We start from the raw sequence: 22,921 nt of genomic DNA on the forward strand, positions 1-22,921 counted from the left end.
TTGATTTCAAAAGGGCATGTTATGGGTATAAGCAGCGGTTATCCTTATCCACTGGGGGCGACGGTTGATAATAGCGGAGTGAATTTTTCGTTATTTTCAGCACATGCCACCAAAGTGGTGTTGTGTATCTTTGATGCCACGGGGGAAATTGAGGTTGCTCAGTACATTATGACTGAGAAAACACGGCAAATTTGGCACTGTCATCTAGCCAATGCTCAAGCTGGGCTTTTGTATGGTTACCGCGTTTTTGGGCCCTATCAACCGCAGCTTGGCCATCGTTTTAATCACCATAAATTGCTCCTCGACCCATATGCAAAAAAGCTGGTGGGAGAGCTAAAATACCATCCGGCAGTCTATGGTTATGACATTAATGCCCTTGATGAAGATTTGTCATTTGATACTCAAGACAGCGCGCCTTATTTACCCAAAGCGCAAGTGATCGATTATGAGTTTGTTAAAGACATTCCAATCGTACCACTCAATATTAGTCTGGCTCGAAGCATTATCTATGAGACCCATGTAAAGGGGTTTACTCAACAACATCCACAGGTCGATGCAACAAAAAAAGGCACCTTTGCGGGCCTAGCGAGCAAGCCGATAGTCGATTACTTACAAAATGTTGGTATTACTAGCGTAGAGTTATTGCCCGTGCATGGCTTTTTCGATGAGCCTTTTTTGATTGAAAAAGGCCTCAATAACTATTGGGGCTATAACAGTATTGCCTTTATGGCGCCGCATTCTGCTTATTTATCTGATGAGGGGGATATTGCTGAGTTTAGGCAAATGGTCTCAACACTTCACGCAGCAGGGATTGAAGTGATCCTCGATGTGGTATTTAACCATACCGCCGAAGGAAACCATTTAGGGCCGACGTACAGTTTTCGCGGTATCGATAATGCCAGTTATTACCGTTTATTGCCTAATGATAAGCGCTTTAATATTAACGATACTGGTTGTGGTAACACCTTTAATCTCAATCATCCGCAAGTATTAATGTTAGTCATGGACTCTTTGCGTTATTGGGTCGAAATTATGGGCGTCGATGGGTTTCGATTTGATCTCGCCAGTTGTCTTGGCCGTGAGGCTTATGGTTTTGATCCCGGAAGTGGATTCTTTGATGCTATTACCCAAGACCCAGTATTGTGCAAGGTTAAGCTCATTGCCGAGCCTTGGGATATCGGCCCCGGTGGTTATCAGCTCGGTAATTATCCCGTAGCATTCAGTGAATGGAATGATCGCTACCGTGATGCAATGCGCCGTTTTTGGCGTGGGGATAGTGGTTTATTACCTGAATTTGCCAAGCGATTTCATGGCTCGAGTGATTTCTTTGAACATAACGGCCGAGGCCCTGCGGCGAGTATTAATTTTATCACCAGTCATGATGGCTTTAGCCTACATGATTTGGTGAGCTACAACGATCGCCATAACTTGGCTAACGGTGAGGATAACCGTGATGGTCATCAAGAAAACTGCAGTTACAACTATGGTATTGAAGGCGAATCTGCCGATGAAGCAATTAATGCCATTCGATCGCGACAAAAACGCAATTTATTAACCTGTTTATTGTTGTCTCAGGGCGTGCCCATGTTGTTGGCGGGTGATGAATCAAGTCAAACACAACAAGGCAATAATAACGCCTATTGCCAAGATAATCCTATCGGCTGGTTTGACTGGGAGCAAATAGATTGGTCGTTAGTGAATTTTACTGCGCAGTTGATCAGCTTGCGCAAACGCTTTCCTATGCTGTGTCACCAAGCTTTTATTCATAAACCAGAAGCCTTATTTGATAACGGTTTAGCTTGGTTTAACCGCCAAGGTGAGGTGATGAATAAATCAAATTGGTGTGAACATCATACCCGTACCTTAAGCGTGATTTTAACCGGTAATCTAGCGGATGCCGACATTGGTGCGGTGGCGGAAAGTACCGAAGCGTTATTATTGATGATTAATGTCGATGAGTTACCCCACCAATTTACTCTGCCGCAATTAGCCCATTTTCGCCATTGGCATTGCTTACTGCATACCCAAGAAAGTGAACCCGAAGTCGATGCTAATAAGCAAGTGAATGTAATCAGTCGTAGTTTAATGCTATTTCATACCGAATTTACTAGGAGTCATTGATGACCACAGCAAAAGATAACGCCAGTGTAAAAAAAACCACTGTGCGTGCCAGTCGCAGTAAAGCTAGCACTAAGGCGACGAGTAAAGAAAATGTCGTGGCGGCCTCGCAAGCTGACAAGGTGGTTAGTGCTCATCATGATCCTTGTGAACCCTGTGACAGTTTATCGGCATCACTTGCCCGACATATCCGCTACGGGCTATGTCGTGACGAACATGAACAACATGAGCTTTTCAATGCCGTGGCGCAAAGCGTTAAAGAACAAATGCTCGATAACTGGCGTCAAACACGGATTAAAGACAATCAATATCAACAAAAACAGGTCGCATACTTATCACTTGAATTTCTAATGGGCCGAGCCCTAGGTAATGCATTGTTGAGTTTAGACATTACTGCTGATGCCCAACAGGTGTTAACCGATTACGCCACCAGCTTAGAAGATATTGAGCAAGTTGAACAAGATGCTGGTCTTGGTAATGGTGGACTTGGGCGCTTAGCGGCATGCTTTTTAGACAGTTGTGCGAGTTTAGACTTATCGGTTACTGGTTATGGGATTCGTTACCAATATGGCATGTTTGCGCAAAAGATTGTCGATGGTTATCAAGTAGAACGTCCCGATCGCTGGTTACGTCATGGCAACCCATGGGAAGTTCGCCTCTCTAACCGTATTGTTAGCGTGCCTTTTTTTGGTCATACCGAAACTTATGTTGATAAGCATGGACATCGACATCATGTGTGGGCAGATACGCAAAATGTGTTAGCTGTCCCTTATGATATGCCAATCCCAGGATTTAAGAATGGTCGTATCAATACGCTGCGTTTATGGAAAGCAGAAGCGAATGACGAATTTGATTTAGCCGAGTTTAACGAGGGCGATTATGCTGAAGCCGTTGCCACTAAAAATTTGGCTGAACAAATCACCATGGTGTTATACCCAAATGATTCGAGTGTGAATGGCAAAGAATTACGACTACGCCAGCAATACTTTTTATCATCAGCCAGTTTGCAAGATTTACTGGCCCGTTACGTTAGTCAATTTGGTGAAGACTTCAGCCAGTTTAGTGAACATAACGTGTTACAGCTTAATGATACTCACCCCAGCATTGCCGTACCTGAGTTAATGCGACTGTTACTGGATAAATACAGTTTGAGTTGGGATGCAGCATGGGCGATTACCAGTCAATCTATGGCCTATACCAATCATACTTTACTGCCCGAAGCGTTAGAGCGCTGGTCGGTACCTATGATGAAAAACATGTTGCCACGCATTGTCGAAATTATCTTCGAAATTAATGCTCGTTATTTAGAACACGTGGCTCACCATTGGCCGGGAGATATTCAAAAGTTAGCCAGTATGTCGATTGTCGAAGAAGGCCCCGAGCAACATATTAGGATGGCATATTTAGCCATAGTCGCCAGTTTTTCAGTTAATGGTGTGGCGGGTTTGCATACTCAGCTACTTAAACAAGGGCTGTTTAATGACTTTTATCAATTGTGGCCCGATAAATTTAATAATAAAACCAACGGTGTTACCCCAAGGCGTTGGCTTGCGTATTGTAATCCTAAGTTATCGGCACTTATTTGCCGTCGTTTAGGTGACGAATGGATCAATGATTTATCTCGTCTTACCGCACTCAATGCTTTTAGCAGTGACAAGCAGTTCGTTAAAGAATGGGCGCAAATTAAGTTTGAAAATAAACAAGCGCTAAGCACATTTGTGAAGCAGCAATGCGATGTTGAGTTTGACCCACTAATGATGTTTGATGTGCAAGTGAAGCGTATTCATGAATATAAACGTCAGCTCCTGAATATCCTCCATGTGATTCATTTATATCGCCGTATTTTAAGTGGCGATACGCAGAATATGGTGCCACGCTGTGTACTCATAGGAGGCAAAGCCGCACCAGGTTACGCCATGGCCAAGCAAATTATTAAACTGGCTAATAATGTCGCTCATATGGTCAATTCCGATCCTTTGGTCACGCCATTTTTACGCATGGCATTTTTGCCCAACTATAACGTCAGTGCCATGGAAAAAATATGTCCGGGTACCGATTTATCTGAGCAAATATCTACAGCAGGTAAAGAGGCGTCGGGCACAGGAAACATGAAATTCATGATGAATGGAGCCTTAACGATTGGTACTTTAGATGGCGCCAATATTGAGATGCTGGAAGAGGTGGGTGATGATAATTTCTTCTTATTTGGTTTAGATGCTAACCAAGTCGCTCAAGCGCGGATAAATTATCAACCGCAACACATTGTTGAGCATTCAACAGCCCTTAATGGGGTCATGAGTATGCTAAAAAGTGGCCATTTTAATTTGGTCGAACCGGGTATTTTTAACGACATTATCGCTTCAATAATTGATCCTAATGATCAGTGGATGACCGCTGCTGATTTTGACAGTTATTGTTTAGCACAAGAGCAGGTCGCTAAGACGTATCTTGATCAAGATAGCTGGCAAAAAATAAGTATTCGAAATACTGCCGCCAGTGGGCGTTTTTCAAGCGACAACACCATAGCGGGCTACCGCGATGAAATATGGATGAAAAAGTAATACAAGGAAAGTGCAGCGACGCTGTAATTAACGTAAATCGTAGATTAATGTTTGTTTATTGGTGGCTAAGTTGAATAGCCAAATGGAGTCTGCTTATGAGTAATGTTCGTTATATTAGTAATTTAACTCGTGATACCTATGCGTTGATATTAGCGGGTGGTCGAGGTTCTCGGTTGTATGAATTAACCGACTGGCGTGCGAAACCTGCGCTTTATTTTGGTGGTAAGTATCGCATTATCGACTTTCCGTTATCAAACTGTATTAACTCAGGAATACGAAGAGTGGGAGTGGTGACGCAATATAAGTCACATTCTTTAATTCGACATGTTACTCGTGGCTGGGGTCATTTCAAAAAGGAACTAGGGGAATCGGTTGAGATTTTACCTGCGTCACAGCAAACATCTGGTAACTGGTATCAAGGTACTGCCGATGCGGTATTTCAAAATATTGACATTATTCGGCATGAAATCCCTAAGTATGTGATGATTTTATCTGGCGATCATATTTATCGTATGGATTATGCTGGTTTGCTCGCAGCTCATGCTGAGTCGGGTGCCGATATGACAGTGTGTTGTTTAGAAACCCCAATTGCAGAAGCGGCAGGTGCATTTGGAGTGATGGAAGTTGATAGTGATAATCGGGTCATTGGTTTTGAAGAAAAGCCCGCAGAGCCTAAGCCAACCCCAACTGATCCAGAAAAGTGTTTAGCCTCAATGGGCAACTATGTTTTTAATACTAAATTTTTGTTCGAACAATTAAGAAAAGATGCCAATAACGAAAGCTCAGATCGTGATTTTGGCAAAGATATTATTCCGGCAATTATCAAAACACATAATGTGTTCGCGTTTCCTTTTACAACTTCAGTGTCTGATGAGCCAGCCTATTGGCGCGATGTGGGTACCTTAGATTCATTTTTCCAAGCGAATATGGAGTTATTGTCGCCAACACCAGCATTAAATTTATACGATGCTAAGTGGCCTATTTGGACATATCAGGAACAGCTGCCACCGGCTAAGTTTGTGTTTGATGATGATAATCGCCGCGGTATGGCAGTTGATTCGATCGTTTCCGGCGGTTGTATTATCTCTGGTGCCAAAGTGAAACGAAGCGTGCTATTTGACGAGGTGCGTGTGTGTTCTTATTCCTCAGTCAAAGATTCGGTATTATTACCCGATGTGGTGGTACTGAAGAATTGCAAAATAAAAAATGCCATTTTAGATCGGGGTTGTATTATTCCTGAAGGCATGTCGATTGGTTATAATCAAGAACATGACAAGGCGAGGGGTTTTAGGGTGTCAGAAAAAGGCATTACCTTGGTAACCCGCAAAATGTTAGGTTTAGCGGTTGGCTTTGAATAAGGATCCTAGATGACTCCTGCGAGTGTAAAACGAGTCCTGCTGGTGGCAGCAGAAAATGATGCACTGCATGGCGCTAAAGTTGGGGGCATGGCGGATGTCATCCGTGATTTGCCGCCAGCATTGGCACAATGCGGCGTAATAGCCGATGTGGCCATGCCAAATTATGGCTTCTTAGCGCAACATTATCATGCCGCACACATGGCTGATGTTGAAGTTGATTTTGCCGGCCAGCGCCATACTGTAGCGGTTTATCGCTTGCCAAGACCACAACATAAAGATGCCATCCTTAATATGGCTGAAGATCAATGGGATGACGCGGTAGCTCAAATCTATCTATTTGATCATCCTCTATTTAATCACCAAGGCCAAGTGTATTGCAGTGGTTCGGCAGACAGACCGTTTGCCGAAGATGCAACCAAGTTTGCACTGTTTTCTCTTAGTGTGGCCACGTGCTTGGTGAATAAATTATTACCACAGTTTGAGGTGTTGCATTTACATGACTGGCACAGTGCAATGGTTGCCATGCTGCGTGGATGCGTAGATGATTTTTCTGCGCTGAGAGCATTACCTTGTGTGTTTACCATTCACAATTTGGCCTTACAAGGGATCAGGCCTTTTATTGGCGATGATTCATCGTTTGCCCATTGGTTTCCGCAATATGTGGGTAAATTAAACCTTATTGCCGATACCAGTATATTTGACCCTCGTTACAGCAATTGTGTTAATCCGATGCGCATGGGCATTGTACTCAGTGACAAAGTGCATTTAGTGTCGCCCAGTTATGCGCAAGAAGTGTTAATGCCATCTGACTATCACAAAGGCTTTTTTGGTGGCGAAGGGTTAGAGGCCGATTTAGTGGTTAAGTCTTTACAAGGTAATGTGGTTGGGATCATTAATGGCTGCGTTTATGATGATGTTAGCCATAAATCCAATCAAGCCCAGCCTACTCAGCAGAGCGAGTATTGGGCGTTATTACTTCAAGCTGAGAATGCCGTCATTAAGTGGCAAACTAAAACAAGCCAGTTGAGTGTATTAGATTCCATTGCGTTAACACGGATCAGTCAATCTAAGCAGACTATATTAGCCGACTATCATCACTTAACCGCCTTAAAAAGCAGTGTGTCAGATGATGAGCAACGATTTTTACTGACCTCAGTTGGGCGTTTAACAGAACAAAAAGTGTTGATTCTGTTGCAGCCTTTTAACCCAACTCACGCCACTAAAATTCATGCCTCGGCGAAAACAGTGTTAGAGGCTATTCTCGAATCACTCAAGAAACATCAACCTAATGGCGTGTTTATGTTACTTGGTAGTGGTGATGTGAATATTGCTAATGCATTACAAGCTACCGCAGCACGTTATGATAACTTTGTGTTTTTACATGGTTATGACGAAGCTTTATCTGAGCAACTTTATCGCTTGGGCAGCTTGTTTTTAATGCCCAGTTCATTTGAGCCTTGCGGGATCAGTCAAATGCTCGCGATGCGGGCAGGCCAACCATGCTTAGTTCATGGCGTGGGGGGGCTCAATGATACGATTGAAGATAATGTCAGTGGCTGGGTATTTAACGGTGCAACACTGGCGGCACAAGGTGAAGCCTTGGTTGAGCGTTTTACTCAAGTGCTCGAGTTATTTGGCAGTGATACTTGGAAGCAAGTGAAACAAAATGCCGCTAAACAACGATTCACCTGGGATGAGGTTGCTAAACAATATATTGAAAAGTTATATGTGAGCAGTTGAGCTATCCAGTCAGTGTCCAAGCGAATCATATTGGATAATGTGACTAGGTAGCACTCAACCGGTTACTCAAATTATTAGCAAACGAGTAGCAGGCAGCTCTTGGCACTCTTTGTATTGATAGCCGTAAGTGCTCAATCAGCCAATAAAAAAGCCAATCAAATTGATTGGCTTTTTTGTCTTCCAATAACCACTTAAACTTCACCTGCTAAATAGCTGACGACTTTATATAGTGCACTTTATGTCGAAGCGTTGTGCTGAGCCATCGAACGATGTTGTCCGTTTGATGACTCATGAGTCAGCTGCTGATATCGTGCTATGACCAATAAAGATACCGTCTTGTGTTACTAGTTTAGTGACTAATAGGTATAGCGAAGATCCAAGTAATAGTAACCACCATTAAACCCAAATGGAGTATTGGTGAGCGGGTATATAAAAATTCCGTTAAAGTTATTATCCTCAGGACGTTTCTCTGGATAAGTATCAAACAGGTTTTGTACCCCTAAGGTGACGGCGAGATTATCGGTTGCACGGTAACGAGTACTTAAATCTGTGGTCCATCTTGAGCCATATTCCACTTCACTTGATGAATAACCCACAGTGTAGTTTCCGAAATAACTGAAACGTAAGTTGGTAGTGAAGTCGTCATACTGATGCGTAAAGCCAATGTTAGCAGTGTTTTTAGGATTAGCTTCAGTCATGCGAACAACTTCAATATTATCAAATAGCTCGTCTTCTAAACCATTGAGGATTGAAGGCAACGAAATGGACTCAATTTCAGTTTCTTTGTATGAGTAGGCTAGGTTGGCTTTTAAATCGCCAAATTCACCAAGGTCTATCCCTTGAGTGATAACTAAGTCGACACCTTGAGTTTTAGTATCAACCGCATTCATAAAGAAGCGAGCCGAGTCGGCATTGGTGCCCTCAAGGATAGCGGCAATCGCCGGTGAACTTTCTTTATCTATAGCGCCTGATAAAATGATTCTGTCATCGACATTAATTTCATAAGCATCTAATGTGACTGCAAAACCATTATTACCCGTGTAAACAATACCTGCACTATAAGAATGTGATTGTTCAGCTTTAAGATCTGGAATACCTAGCTCTGATCTAATCGGCGATAACTGATTAAAGGTGCCTGATTCTCTAGGAATAAACTCACCAGTGACTGGATCGGGATCAAAAAAGGTCGATACGTTAGTAAAATACAGTTGCTGCACACTGGGTGCACGGAACCCCGTGTCGGTGGTTAACCTAAGTGCCAGACTGTCCGTCAGCTCATAACGGCCAGATAGCTTCCAGCTGGTGTTGCTACCAAAGTCAGAATAATCTTCATAACGCACTGCTGCTGCCCAATAAAAATCTTCGGTGAGTTGGTTTTCAAGTTCAATATACAGTCCGAGGTTAGTGCGGTCTTCATCGACTTCAGACTCTTTGGTAAAACCACCAAAACCTTGGCTACCGCCGGATTTCCCTTGGTAATCGCCTTTGATATACGACTCTTCTTGGCCTGCATCAATTTGATAGCCACTTTGACGCCATGTCACGCCCATCGCGACTAATAAGTCTGAGTCATTAGCAAAATCATAGTAGCTTGAAGCATCGACATTAAGATTAAGTTCACTGGTTGACAGGGTTCCTGCATCAAAGCTTGTTGGGCTAATAGGGCCGAGAGAGGCATTGATACTGTTTTCTAAGGTATATTCAAAACTGTTGCTACCAAAACCAGCCGATGAGTCAACTTGCCATTTCCCTAACTCAAACTCATAACCGGTTACTAAAGAGTAATCGATAATTTCTGGGCTTATTTGCGGTAAAAATCCGTCTGGATAGACTTCAATCACGTTGCGAGAATCAAGTGCGCGACGATAAAAAGCGCCTGAACTTGAGTTACGTTTGCTAATGCCACCAAAGGCATAAAGCTTACCCTTGGTATCTAACCCTTGTTCAGCATTCAAAAATAAGCCGTAGTTGTCATAGTCACTGTCGCCAACATGATGGTTTTTACGATCAAATGTGGCTTCTCGGGGATCAGGACTGCCGTCGGCTAATGTTGGATATTGCTGGCGAGTATCAAAGCCCGCTCTGTTGGTGGAGTTTTTCTGATGCGCCTCTAAAGAGACGTTCACAAAACCTTCGTCACTGAAGCTAAAGCCTTGGTTTACGCCTAAACGAACTTGTTCACCATCACCTTCATAGGTTTGACCTACTTGAGTCGTAATGCTGCCGCCTTGGTCACTGTCTTTCAGTACAACGTTAATCACCCCAGCGATAGCGTCAGATCCATAAAGTGCAGAGGCACCGTCACGTAAAATTTCAATTCGCTTAATGGCTGTCATCGGAATAGCATTTAAATCAACGTTTGACGAACCTTTGCCTAAGGTTCCGGCCAAATGCACTAATGCCGAACCATGACGGCGTTTACCATTAACCAACACTAAGGTGTGATCCGGTGACATGCCGCGAAGGCTTGCTGGACGCACAGCGTCACTGCCGTCGGTAATTGATGAAAATGGGAAGCTATAACTTGGTGCTGCAAATTGTAATGCTTTGGCCGTTTCAGTAATCCCGGTGGCTTCAAGTTGTTCGGAGGTAATAATATCGACAGGTGTTGCACTGTCTGTAGCGGTACGAAGGGCGATACGCGAGCCAATGACCTGAATGCGCTCTAGGTTTTCACCTTCCTCTGCAGCGATGGCTACAGGAGCTGAAATACTGCCAATAACGGCCAAACAAACGAGACTTTTATACATTAGTAATCCTGCGATAACGTTATAGTAAACTTTGTAACATTATAGGACATTTTCGCTGATGCATAGGAGTACTAACTGCTGACTTAGTTAGTCTAATCAGTCATATGTCATGACACTCTGGTCTAGTTGAACACTTAGCGGCGTTCATTTATTGACCATTTAACCGCGCAAACAATAAATGCCTGCGATCAGTCACAGGCATTTATTGTAGATGATGTGATTGCTGTTAAGCGGCTCTTAGTTAGGTAAGCTTGCTTGGTGGGATGAGATAAAAGCTGCCATCGCTTGTTCGGCGCGATCTTGTGCGGATGCCCAAGTATCGGTATTGGTCATGGTTTCGACTATTTCGTAATAGCACTTAATTTTAGGTTCAGTGCCAGAGGGACGAACTATCACGCGTGCGCCATTTGCTAAAGCATAAATTAATACATCACTGCTGGGCAGATCAATGGTGTGTTTGCTGCCATCAGCGCAAGTACGCTGCAGGCTTTTTAAATCATCGCTAGACACCACAGCGAACTCACCAATGGTAAGTGGTGGGTTTTCACGTAAAAACTCACCAATATTGGGGGTGTCAGGCTTAAGCGCAATACTGACTTGGGCATTAAGATGAAACCCGTGTTGGCGATAAATCTGTTCTAATCTGTCCCAGATGGTTTGGCCATTGGCGGCAAGCTCTGCAGTGAGTTGCGAAAAGGCAACAATGGCCGATAAGCCATCTTTATCCCACACTAAGTTACCTATGGTATAACCGAGTGCTTCTTCATACGCGAATAAAAATTGGTTATCTTGTTGATGCTGACTAATACCGACATTCATCAGCCATTTAAAACCTGTTAGCGTAGTGTAGCTTTGGGCACCGAACTCAGAGGCGATTTTAGACAATAGGCTTGATGACACTATGGTTGTGCCGTTGAGTTGTTGATTTTTAGGGGCGTGGCTGAGTAAGTAATGACCCAATAAAACCCCGACTTGATCGCCAGTTAGCATTTTATATTCACCATCTGCTGTACGTACAGCAACAGCAAAGCGGTCTGCATCAGGATCATTGGCACAAGCCAGAGTCGCCTTGTGCTTTTTTGCCTCAGCAATCACTAAGTCCATGGCGCCTTTTTCTTCCGGGTTGGGGAAGTTAACTGTCGGAAAGTCACCATCAGGTTCACGTTGCGCGGCTACCGAATACACCTGAGTAAATCCAGCATCTTTTAACACAGTTTCAGCCATGTCGGCGCCCACACCATGCATTGCGGTATACGCTAAACTGACTTTATCTTGGCCAATGCGATATTGCAGCTCTTTGGCATCAAATATTCCCTGGCGATAGGCTTGGTAAAAATCGTCTTGCAACCAATTCAGCTTTTGTTGTGCAATGGCATCATCTAAGGCTAGAAACGGCATAGCTTGAGTGGCTGCACGAGTGATTTGGGCAGCAATTCCGCTGTCGTGGGGGGGAATAATCTGTGCGCCATTTTCCCAATAGACTTTATAGCCATTGTATTGTGGTGGGTTATGGCTGGCTGTTACCACAATACCTGCGGCAGCATTAAGATGTTTTACCCCAAAAGCGACTAATGGCGTGGCGGCAACTTTATGAGTCAAGTACACGTTAATGCCCATGGCAGTTAGTACACTCGCCGCATCGTGGGCAAAATCATAAGAATCGTGGCGGCCATCGTAACCAATTACCACACCGCGCTCGGCAGCATTGTTAATCTGCTCGAGTAAGTAAGCACCCAAACCGGCAGTGGTTTGGCGAATAACTAAACGGTTCATCGCCATTGGGCCAACACCAACTTCACCTCGAAGGCCTGCAGTGCCAAAGGCTAAACGGCCTGCAAAGCGAGCGGCAAGTTCAGTTTCATTGTTTGAATCAATGAGTGCTTGCAGTTGCGCACGAGTTTTTGGGTCGGGGTCTTTGTTGAGCCAATGGTTTATTTGATGTTGAAGATGGGTATTCATGAATCACCTCATTGATAATCATTTTCAATAACAGTAGGAAAATCGCGCCACGAGAACAAGTGAATTCGTTACCAAATCAATAAAAATAACAATTTGTATTCATGATTTCTACGCTTAGTCTACATGCTTGAACGTAATCATTAGTCTATAAACAAACAGTTGCCGCTAAATATGAAACCTCTAAAGCAAGTATTACAACTTCTAAAGTCAATATACAAATCCATCGCGTTAAGCGTGCATTATAAGCAAGAGCATTGTCGCCTAGACAAGATACAAAAAAGGCTTGTGAGCGTTATCAACAAGCCTTTTGGTGACAGGATCAAAATCTATTTTGTTTCAGCAGCATAATTTTGTGGGAAAAAAGCACGTTTTGCGGCTTCATCAAATTCTGATTTAAATACAATATCTTTACCCATGTCTCTGGCTCGTGCAACGGCTGGACGATTGTTGATACTGTTAAACCAGCGTTGAACATTCGGGTAAGTGGCCAGTGCATCTTGGCCTAATACATAGCCGATTTTATCAACCCAGCCCCATGCAGCAATATCGATAATGCTCAATGCATCACCCACGATAAACTCACGGTTACTAAGATGTGCGTCAAGGACTTGGTAATGACGTTGAGTTTCACGTTGATAACGGTTTGTGGCGTAAGCTATTTTTTCAGGTGCATGATGGGTGAAATGTACACATTGACCAGAATAAGGTCCTAAACCAGTGGCGACAAACATTAACCAAGATAATAGCTCCCCACGATTTTCAGGCTCGCCAGCTAATTGACCTGTTTTGTCTGCAAGGTATAAAAGAATGGCACTTGAATCGAATACACGCACGCCATTATCTTCAATAGCGGGGGTTTTGCTGTTGGGGTTAATCGCTTTAAACTCCGCAGTATGTTGCTCACCTTTTAAGGTATCCACTGGCACAAGCTCAAACTCGAGAGCAGTTTCTTCAAGGAACAGCGCAATTTTCATTGGATTAGGGCCTGGATGGAAATAAAATTTAATCATGTGAACTCCTTATAAGTAAGAAGTGTATTAAAACAGTTTTTGAACGAATGCTCAAATTAATTTGATCGATCGCTCAAAATTGATAGAAAGACGATAGGGTATTGTTATCATGTAATTAAATATACGGGAGAGAACTGTAAGTTGATTGCAGTGAAAGCTATGGCCTTTAAAGCCTGATTATCTTTTTAGGAGTTGTTTTAAGCAGTGTGTGACTGTTTTATCTAAAGTAGAGGCTATGACAGGGCGTTATTTCAGCTAGGTAATCAATAACGCGGCAGCACTAAAAACAATCCGATTGCTGACAAGTCAACAATCGCTATCATCTAGTGTTGTAAGTCTTGGTATAACGAATGGTTATCGACACCTGTTTTTACTGATTCAGACTCGCCAACAAAGGCAATATTTTGCTGACTTTATCAAAACTTTCTTGGTACTCAGCGTCGGCATTTGAATCAGCGACAATGCCACCGCCAGCCCAACAGTAAATACGATTATTTTCGGTGACTAAAGTGCGAATGGTAATACTGGTATCCATATTACCGTTTTGACTGATATAACCAATACTCCCACAATAGACATTTCGTCGTGATGGCTCTAACTCTTCAATGATTTCCATGGCGCGAATTTTTGGTGCGCCAGTAATTGAACCGCCAGGAAAGGCTGCTTGGAGTAAATCAAATGCATTTTTATCCTCTGCCAGTGTGGCACTTATGGTGCTGACCAAATGGTGTACTGCAGGGAAACTTTCAATCGCAAATAATGTCGGTACCTTAACCGAGCCGGGCGCCGCGACTTTGCTAATGTCATTGCGTAACAGATCAACAATCATCACATTTTCAGCACGATCTTTTTCGGATGCAAGTAATGCTGCTGCAGCTTGTTGATCCAAAAGCGGATCTTGATGGCGAGGTAACGTGCCTTTTATCGGTTTAGTTTCAATCTGCTGGTCGCTTAGTTTAATAAAGCGTTCTGGCGAAATAGACAGAATACAATGATGTTCAAGGCGTATAAACGCTGAAAAAGGGCCTTGATTCGCCGTGGATAATGCACAATAAGCTTGCCATTCATTACCTTGATATTGCGCCTCAAATCGTTGGGTTAAATTGATCTGGTAACAATCACCGCTGAGTAAATACTCTTGAACACGTGCAAACTTATGTTGATATTGTTCAACGCTAATGTGGTTAACCCATGGTGTGGTTAATTGAAAAGCAGGCAAGCTGGATGTCTGTTTTAGATTATGCTCTATTTTTGACTGAATTAAATTCAACTCATACTCGAGTGCGCCGCAGCCGTCGTAATGATAGGCATACCAAGACTCTTCTGCGTAATCATATATCAGGGCGAAATCATAAAATCCAATATTCATATCATTAAGATGAATATCTTTAACTGCTATTTTAGGCAGGTTTTCAATATCTCGACCCAAATCATAACCCAATGCCCCAAGTGCACCGACACTAAAAGGATGCAGAGATCCTTGCGCACTGGGATAAAGACGAGCATGCAGTTGCGCTAATGTTTCAAATGGACTGGCTTGCTGATTGATGTCGATATTAAGCGCGATTATTTTTGGATGTTTAGGGTTAAATGAGCAAATTCCGTCATGGCTAGTTAAGGTCGCGATAGGATTAAACCCAATAATGTCGAAAGTGGCATCTTGGTGCGGCGCATTGGCGGAGTCGAGTAATGTCGCCCATGGCTGGTGGCTAAAAAGTGAAAATAGCGCCTTAGTGTCTATTTTCCAATCCAGTTTTTGCATAAAAAGTGCGTTTTTTGCCCGCGCAGACATCGATAACCCTTATCTAAAATGTGATGTAGCCCAAAAAGGATGGAAAGAGTATCATATTGGCCTTAATAGTTAATATTAAATCGATTCTAATAAAAACGATAACCATGTTAGGCCGCAATGGCTGCTGGAGCGCCCCATATGTCGACGAATACCACATCTCACTCTACAACTGAATCTTCAATGTCTAGTCAAGCGGTTGTGATTAAACAAGCGGACTTTATTGAAAGTATCGCAGATTCTTTGCAATACATTTCCTATTACCATCCCAAAGACTTTGTTGATGCAATGAACAAGGCTTATGAGCGTGAACAAAGCGCTGCGGCTAAAGATGCCATTGCTCAAATCTTGATTAACTCGCGTATGTCTGCTGAAGGTAAACGTCCTTTATGTCAAGACACCGGAATTGTGACTACCTTTGTTAAAATTGGTATGTCGGTTCAGTGGGACAAAACCGATATGACCGTTCAAGAAATGGTCGATGAAGGTGTTCGTCGTGCTTACACTAATCCAGATAATCCTTTACGTGCATCAATTGTGTCAGATCCTGCTGGCGCACGTAAAAACACTAAAGACAATACTCCGTCTGTGGTGCATATTGATATGGTTGCGGGCAACCAAGTTGAAGTGATGATTGCCGCTAAAGGTGGTGGCTCAGAGAATAAATCTAAAATGGCTATGCTTAACCCGTCTGATGACATTGCTGCTTGGGTTGAAAAAACCTTACCAACAATGGGCGCGGGTTGGTGTCCACCAGGTATGTTAGGCATAGGTATCGGTGGCACAGCCGAAAAAGCGGCTGTACTGGCAAAAGAGTCATTAATGGAATCGATTGATATCCATGAATTAATGCAACGTGGTGCGGTTACAACTGAAGAGAAGCTGCGTTTAGACATTTTTGAACGAGCAAACAATTTAGGTATTGGTGCACAAGGTTTAGGCGGTTTAACCACAGTGCTGGATGTTAAAATTAAGTCTGTGCCGACCCATGCCGCTTCAAAACCTGTGGTGATGATCCCTAACTGCGCCGCAACGCGTCATGTTCATTTTCATTTAGATGGCACAGGTCCTGTGGATTTAGTGCCACCATCGTTATCTGATTGGCCTGAGATCACTCGTGAAGCGGGTGAGAATACTCATCATGTGAATTTAGACACCATCACTCAAGCCGAAATTGAAACGTGGAAAAGTGGTGATACCTTACTACTCAACGGTAAAATGCTGACTGGCCGTGATGCTGCTCATAAACGCATTCAAACGTTACTTGAGTCTGGTGAAGGTTTACCTGAAGGCGTCGACTTTACGGGTAAATTTATTTATTACGTGGGCCCAGTTGATCCTGTCGGCAATGAAGTGGTTGGCCCAGCCGGTCCTACCACCGCCACTCGCATGGATAAGTTTACAGACATGATGTTAGACCAAACAGGCCTTATGGGCATGATTGGTAAGTCTGAACGCGGTCCTGAAACCGTTGCTTCGATTAAAAAGCACAAAGCGGTGTATTTAATGGCCGTTGGCGGTGCAGCATATCTAGTGTCTAAAGCGATCAAGAAGTCACGCGTGGTGGCATTTGAAGACTTAGGCATGGAAGCCATTTACGAGTTTGACGTACAAGATATGCCGGTAACGGTTGCGGTTGATACCAATGGTGTCAATGCACACGAAACCGGCCCGGCGATTTGGAAAATTAATATCGCGAACAGTAAAGCAACAAAGTAAGCGATAAACACTACTGTGCTTATGTTTAAGCCATATGTGTCAATGTGATCTAACGCTCGGGTTTACAGCTTTTTACAAAAGGCATGTTGCCTGAGCGTTTTGCTTTGGTTAGTCTGCAATACACATTTTATGATTACGCGTTAGTCGAGTTGTATCTACCTCAACGCGCAGTCATGTTTTTATTTAAACAACTGAGACAAGATAACAATGAAAAAGTCTTCTGTATTATTTGCATTGGTAGCTGCTGGTTTGGCTACATCAGTTTATGCGGCAGAGCCCACCGCCTTTAACGTTCAACAATTAGTTAAGCTAAATAAGTTGCATTCGGCAGCCGTTTCAAATGATGGTAAAACCATGGTTTACGGCGTCAAAGTGGTTGATGATAAAGGCGAGGCTAACTCGGATCTTTACCTGCTCGATTTAAGCGATAAAAATGCTAAGCCAAAACAACTGACTTCTGCCGCCGGAACTGAGCATGATGTCAGTTTTTCGCCTGATGGAAAATCAATTTACTTTCTTGCTAGCCGCACTGGAAGCAGCCAATTGTATCAACTGGCGCTAAATGGTGGTGAAGCGATAGCGATTACTGATTTACCTTTAGACATTAATGGCTACAAATTGTCTAACGACGGCAAACAGCTTGTCATGACCCTGCGGGTATTTCCAGAGTGTAAAGACTTAGCCTGTTCAAAAGAGATGTTTACCGCAGAAGCTGAACGTAAAAGCACTGGACGATTATATAAGCAGCTAATGGTCCGTCATTGGGATACATGGGAAGATCACGCGCGTAATCATTTATTTGTGGCTTCACTCGATGGTGAAAAAGTCACCACCGCGATTGATGTTACAGCCGGTCGTGATACTGAAACGCCGCCTAAGCCTTTTTCAGGCATGGAAGAAGTAACCTTCACCGCAGATGGCAAATTCGTTGTTTATAGTGCTAAAGCGCCCAGTAACGATCAAGCGTGGACCACCAACTATGACTTATGGCAAGTGCCAGTTGCGGGCGGTGAAACGGTTAATTTAACCCCAGACAACAAAGCCTGGGACTCACAACCAACATACTCAGCCGACGGCCGTTATCTGGCTTATTTAGCCATGACTAAGCCTGGTTATGAAGCTGATCGCAACCGCATTATGTTACGTGACAATGTCACTGGCCAAGAAAAAGAAGTCGCTCCATTATGGGATCGTAGCCCAAGTTCGCTCAATTTCAGTGCCGATGGCCGTACGTTATATGTGACGGCTCAAGATCTTGGTCAAGTGACACTGTTTGAAGTCAATACCCAATTTGGCGATGTGCGTCCGATTTATAATCAAGGTAGTAACAGCTTAATTGCGGTCGCCAATAATAAATTGTTCTTCCAAAAGTCGACATTAGTTGAACCAGGTGATGTATACAGTGTGACTTTAGAAGGTGAGCGATTGACTCAGCTGACTGATGTCAACAAAGACAAATTAGCCAATATTACCTTTGGGGAGTTTGAACAGTTCAACTTTAAAGGTTGGAACGACGAAACCGTTCATGGCTACTGGATTAAACCAGTTAACTATGAAGAAGGTAAAAAATACCCGATTGCTTACCTCGTTCACGGCGGCCCACAAGGCTCATTTGGTAACAGTTTTAGCAGTCGCTGGAATGCGCAGCTATGGGCTGGTGCTGGATACGGTGTGGTGATGGTCGACTTCCATGGTTCTACCGGATATGGCCAAGCGTTTACTGACTCAATAGGTAAAGATTGGGGCGGTAAACCACTTGAAGATCTTAAAAAGGGTATGGCTGCCGTGACGACTCAGCAACCTTGGTTAGATGCGAGCAATGCATGTGCCCTCGGTGGTTCTTACGGTGGTTATATGATGAACTGGTTCCAAGGCAAGTGGAACGATGGTTTCAAGTGCTTAGTTGATCATGCCGGTTTGTTTGATATGCGCTCTATGTATTATGTCACTGAAGAGTTATGGTTCCCTGAATATGAATTTGGTGGTCCATACGATCAAAACAAAGAGCTATATGAAAAGTTTAACCCAGCTAATTATGTTGAAAACTGGAAAACTCCGATGCTGGTTATTCACGGTGAAAAAGACTACCGCGTACCTTATGGGCAAGGCTTAGCCGCATTTACCTTGATGCAACGTAAAGGTATTCCATCTGAGCTACTGGTATTCCCGGATGAGAACCATTGGATCTTAAATCAAGATAATCTACAGCTATGGTACAAGAATGTGCTTGGCTGGATGGATCGTTGGACGGCTAAATAGGTTTTATACCTTATCTGCAATTTTAGACTTAGTCCTGTGTTGATATCAGCGACCTAGTCATTACACAGATGAGTATTAACGGTCAAATAAAAGAGATGTTGCCACTGGCAACATCTCTTTTTTGTTGTACGCTATTTTATGGCCTAATATCAGCGGTTATTGCAGGATTAACATGAAAGCATGAGTGGCTGGTTAATCTTGGTGTTGCGAGTGAATATTAGCATCTCAATAGCAAGGGGTTTTATCGACGATAAACGAGTGCCTAAACATGAATGTTTTTCAGTTATCTAATTTGGCTAAATGTTAGTATTTTTCATCTTTGGCCAATATGCATACCAGTGGCGGGTTAGTATTTTTAGTACAGACAAGGTGATTCGCCAAAGCGGTTAGTAGATTAAAGCATCAGTTAGTGGCTAATGTGTGCAATATCGTGAAATAAAATTACTTAGCGCCTCATTTTTCGTGGATTATAATTAAACGGTTAAAGAGGTTAAATAGATGTTCCATTAGTTTTTGTATTGTAAAATGGCCTATCAAATATAAAAAATTTCATTTGGGAAATGTCTGGGTTTCAGCTACATTAGCGCCCTCAGAATCGAGCTTTAAATCAGGTAATATTAAGAGGGTGCAGTCAGTGGATTTTATGCTTTATATCAAGTTCTTTTTAGGACTGTTAGCCATCATTAACCCAGTAGGGTTATTGCCTGTATTTGTGAGCTTAACCAGCCATCAAACTGAAGTTGAGCGCCGCCATACCAACCGAGTGGCTAACTTTGCTGTTGTGGTGATTTTATTAGTCACTATGATAGCCGGTCAGCATATTCTGAGTATGTTCAGTATTTCATTGTCTGCATTTCGTATTGCTGGTGGTAGCTTGATATGTATTATTGCGATGTCGATGCTGCAAGGTAAGATCAGTGAAGTAAAACGTAACCAAGAAGAAGATCGTGAGTCTTCTGGGATGGAATCTGTTGCTGTGGTGCCATTAGCGTTACCTTTGATGGCAGGTCCTGGCGCCATTAGCTCGGTGATTGTGTTTGCCGCAGAGCATAATAAGATGATTAACTTCGTTGGCATGTTCTTAACTATTGTGACCATAGGCCTTGTCAGCTGGGCTTTATTCCGTATGGCGCCAGTATTGTTTAAGTTACTCGGAAAAACCGGCATTAACGTTATTACCCGTTTAATGGGACTATTAATGTTGTCATTAGGCATTGAAGTCATTGCCGCAGGAGCTAAAGGCCTTTTCCCCACATTAATCGGTTAGTTCACTGATAAGTTGCTGAGCATTTGTGCAAACGCTTGATAGTCGGGTTTTTTAGCTTGACCCGCTATCGGCATTTGCGTAAAGTACGCGTCGATTAGCAATACTGCGACTAAGCTTTATGCAGTTTTGTATGTGAGAACTAATATATAGCCTCAATGTAATCAGATATTAAAGATTGGCTTTTTATCATATGACTTTGCTGTTATTGATAAAAATTCAGTCAAAAAATTGGTGAGCTGGCTGAGTGGCTGAAGGCGCACGCCTGGAAAGTGTGTTTAGGTTTATCCCTAACGAGAGTTCGAATCTCTCGCTCACCGCCATATTATGAAAAAAGACGTCTTCGGACGTCTTTTTTCATTTGTATTTTTAAATAAAACCACGACATTTGGGTGATGCTAGTTCTCTCCCTTGTCTACCATGCTATTTTATCGCATGCCTTATCGTTACTTGGTGTTAGCGCTTGTTATGCGCAGCCTCTATAATGCTTTATTCTTATTCTACTACTGAGACCCACTTTCATGCCTTTTTCGACACTTGGATTACGCGACACGATTGTCAATGCCCTACATGAAGTGGGATACAGTCAACCAACACCAATCCAACAACAAACTATTCCGGTTATTTTACGGGGTAAAAACCTGCTTGCGGCCGCGCAAACCGGTACCGGTAAAACCGCCAGTTTTGTGTTACCAATATTAGAGCGCTTAGCCGACAGTGAAATGCAGCGTAAAAAGCGTATTAGGGCATTAATTTTAACCCCAACACGTGAACTGGCTGTACAAATACAAGCCAATATTGTGCATTATGCTAAGTTCTTACCGTTAACATCATTTGCGATTTACGGTGGTGTTGATGAAAAACCGCAAAAACAAGCATTAATCGAGGGTGTCGATATTCTGGTTGCAACCCCAGGACGTTTACTCGACTTATATACTCAACGTGCTGTGCACTTTGATGAAGTTGAAGTCTTGGTTCTGGATGAAGCAGATAGAATGCTCGACATGGGCTTTATTGAAGACATTAATAAAGTGATTGATAAGTTACCTTCTGAGCGCCAAAGTTTATTGTTCTCAGCCACTTTATCAAACCAAGTTCGTGCGTTAGCGAAAACGGCCATTAAGCGCCCAGTAGAAATTTCAGTGATTGCTGATCGCGATTCCGCACCAAAAATCGAACAGTGGTTAACCACAGTAGATAAAGATAAAAAATCTGCTTTATTAAGTCATTTAATTAAAACAGAAGAGTGGAATCAAGCGCTGATATTTATCGAAACCAAACAAGGTGCGGCAAAGTTGGTCAGTCAGCTTGAAAAACGTGACATTAGCGCTGAATGCATCCACGGTGGCAGAAGTCAGCCAGTGCGTGAGCAAATTCTAGCTGATTTTAAATCAGGTAACATTAAATACTTAGTGGCAACCGGCATAGCGGCACGCGGTATAGATATTGATGATTTATCTCGTGTTATCAATTACGATTTACCTTTTCCTGCCGATGATTACATTCATCGTATTGGCCGAACGGGTCGCGCGGGAGCTGCTGGTGTGGCAATTTCTTTTGTGTCAAATGATGACTTTAAAAATCTGTGTATGATTGAAAGTCGTTTAGGGCATTTAATTGAACGCAAAGTCATCGAAGGTTTTGAACCAAAAAAACCGATCCCAATTTCGGTATTGAATTTTATGCCTAAGAGTCGTCAACATAAATCAACCCCCGATACTGACAGACCCACGCTTAGTTTAGGTAAGTCGAAAACGGCTCCAGCTGATTTTAGAAAAACCAAAACCACCAAAGCAGCGACAAGCACTAAAGGCGGTAAAGTGAATCCATGGAATATCTAACCTAGACTGAGTCAAAGGTTAATTCGTCTCTGATTAAAGCGGAATGTCTATTCCGCTTTTTTGTGTCGATGCTTTTTGTGTCGATAAAAAAAAGGCTAGGGGAGTCTGGCGACAGCACAAACCTAACGGCTACGGTTAACACTGCAAACTGCTTTTGCTGTCTAGGGTAAGGTTTGCCATCAAAACAGCCATGAGGCCTGGTAACATTGCCTTGATATGGCTAACCTCCAACGCTTTTGTTCAACCAATTAAGCTCGTTCAACTCATTAAGCTATAAGCGCCAATAAAATCTTTGAATTGCTTTGGGGCTTGTATGCTACTTTGTGCACCAAGTCCGCTAACTGTGACATTGATAACGTCTTTATTGTTGGTCCAGATAATATCGATGAGTAATTGTCGCTGTTAACGGCTATCTGCAATCACCAATCGTTGAGCATCATAGGTAATCTCATCTTAATAAGGTGCAACCTGAATACACATAGCTTTCAGCATTAGTGGCCTTTTTGCCATTAAGATCTAGGTAATAGGGATAGTGGTCATGTTGAAGGTCTGC

At 43.0% G+C, this 22,921-nt stretch carries 12 protein-coding genes and 1 tRNA gene; 9 read left to right on the forward strand and 4 right to left on the reverse strand.

What is annotated here, in order from left to right:
• The first annotated feature begins 21 nt into the window (after window positions 1-21).
• The 4 genes from glgX to GW828_RS08835 all read left to right on the forward strand — a co-directional run bounded on the left by glgX (window position 22) and on the right by GW828_RS08835 (window position 7,777).
• Complete coding sequence (gene glgX / locus GW828_RS08820; protein WP_273058153.1) at window positions 22-2,121, forward strand: glycogen debranching protein GlgX; 2,100 nt, start codon at window positions 22-24, stop codon at window positions 2,119-2,121.
• The gene (locus GW828_RS08825; RefSeq protein ID WP_273058152.1) at window positions 2,121-4,679 is read left to right on the forward strand and encodes a glycogen/starch/alpha-glucan phosphorylase; all 2,559 of its coding nucleotides are present in this window, start codon (window positions 2,121-2,123) and stop codon (window positions 4,677-4,679) included. Before glgX ends, GW828_RS08825 begins: the two co-directional genes overlap by 1 nt.
• Before the next feature lie 95 nt (window positions 4,680-4,774).
• Window positions 4,775-6,037, forward strand: coding sequence for a glucose-1-phosphate adenylyltransferase (gene glgC, locus GW828_RS08830; RefSeq protein ID WP_124014731.1), 1,263 nt, complete (start codon window positions 4,775-4,777; stop codon window positions 6,035-6,037).
• Window positions 6,038-6,046: 9 nt separating this feature from the next.
• Window positions 6,047-7,777: a glycogen synthase gene (locus GW828_RS08835; protein WP_273058151.1), complete on the forward strand. Its 1,731-nt coding sequence runs from the start codon at window positions 6,047-6,049 to the stop codon at window positions 7,775-7,777.
• Window positions 7,778-8,133: 356 nt separating this feature from the next.
• Here GW828_RS08835 and GW828_RS08840 read toward each other — a convergent pair whose 3' ends face one another.
• The 4 genes from GW828_RS08840 to pabB all read right to left on the reverse strand — a co-directional run bounded on the left by GW828_RS08840 (window position 8,134) and on the right by pabB (window position 15,288).
• Window positions 8,134-10,527 (reverse strand): TonB-dependent receptor plug domain-containing protein, encoded by a 2,394-nt coding sequence (locus GW828_RS08840; protein ID WP_124014733.1) that lies wholly within the window; start codon window positions 10,525-10,527, stop codon window positions 8,134-8,136.
• 237 nt (window positions 10,528-10,764) lie between these two features.
• Entirely contained in the window at window positions 10,765-12,486 is a 1,722-nt protein-coding gene (locus GW828_RS08845) for a phospho-sugar mutase (protein ID WP_273058150.1), read from the reverse strand.
• A gap of 326 nt (window positions 12,487-12,812) precedes the next feature.
• On the reverse strand, window positions 12,813-13,496 hold the full coding sequence (locus tag GW828_RS08850) for a glutathione S-transferase family protein (protein ID WP_273058149.1): 684 nt from the start codon (window positions 13,494-13,496) through the stop codon (window positions 12,813-12,815).
• A 370-nt stretch (window positions 13,497-13,866) separates the two neighbouring features.
• On the reverse strand, window positions 13,867-15,288 hold the full coding sequence (gene pabB, locus GW828_RS08855) for an aminodeoxychorismate synthase component I (protein WP_182756230.1): 1,422 nt from the start codon (window positions 15,286-15,288) through the stop codon (window positions 13,867-13,869).
• Window positions 15,289-15,468: 180 nt separating this feature from the next.
• On the opposite strand from pabB, the gene GW828_RS08860 reads away from it, so the two are divergent.
• From GW828_RS08860 to GW828_RS08880, 5 genes are all read left to right on the forward strand, one after another.
• The gene (locus GW828_RS08860; RefSeq protein ID WP_124015022.1) at window positions 15,469-17,004 is read left to right on the forward strand and encodes a fumarate hydratase; all 1,536 of its coding nucleotides are present in this window, start codon (window positions 15,469-15,471) and stop codon (window positions 17,002-17,004) included.
• 207 nt (window positions 17,005-17,211) lie between these two features.
• Window positions 17,212-19,263 carry a dipeptidyl-peptidase 5 gene (locus GW828_RS08865; protein ID WP_273058148.1) on the forward strand — a complete coding sequence of 684 codons (2,052 nt, stop codon included), beginning with the start codon at window positions 17,212-17,214 and terminating at the stop codon, window positions 19,261-19,263.
• 634 nt (window positions 19,264-19,897) lie between these two features.
• Window positions 19,898-20,530 (forward strand): YchE family NAAT transporter, encoded by a 633-nt coding sequence (locus GW828_RS08870; protein ID WP_124014738.1) that lies wholly within the window; start codon window positions 19,898-19,900, stop codon window positions 20,528-20,530.
• Between the two features lie 230 nt (window positions 20,531-20,760).
• Window positions 20,761-20,850: transfer RNA gene (locus tag GW828_RS08875), tRNA-Ser, on the forward strand.
• Between the two features lie 198 nt (window positions 20,851-21,048).
• Window positions 21,049-22,368, forward strand: a complete 1,320-nt coding sequence (locus GW828_RS08880; protein WP_182722848.1) for a DEAD/DEAH box helicase — start codon at window positions 21,049-21,051, stop codon at window positions 22,366-22,368.
• The last annotated feature ends 553 nt before the right edge of the window (window positions 22,369-22,921 follow it).

The sequence above is a fragment of the Shewanella vesiculosa genome, from assembly GCF_009994065.1.
Taxonomy (GTDB): Bacteria; Pseudomonadota; Gammaproteobacteria; order Enterobacterales; family Shewanellaceae; genus Shewanella; species Shewanella vesiculosa.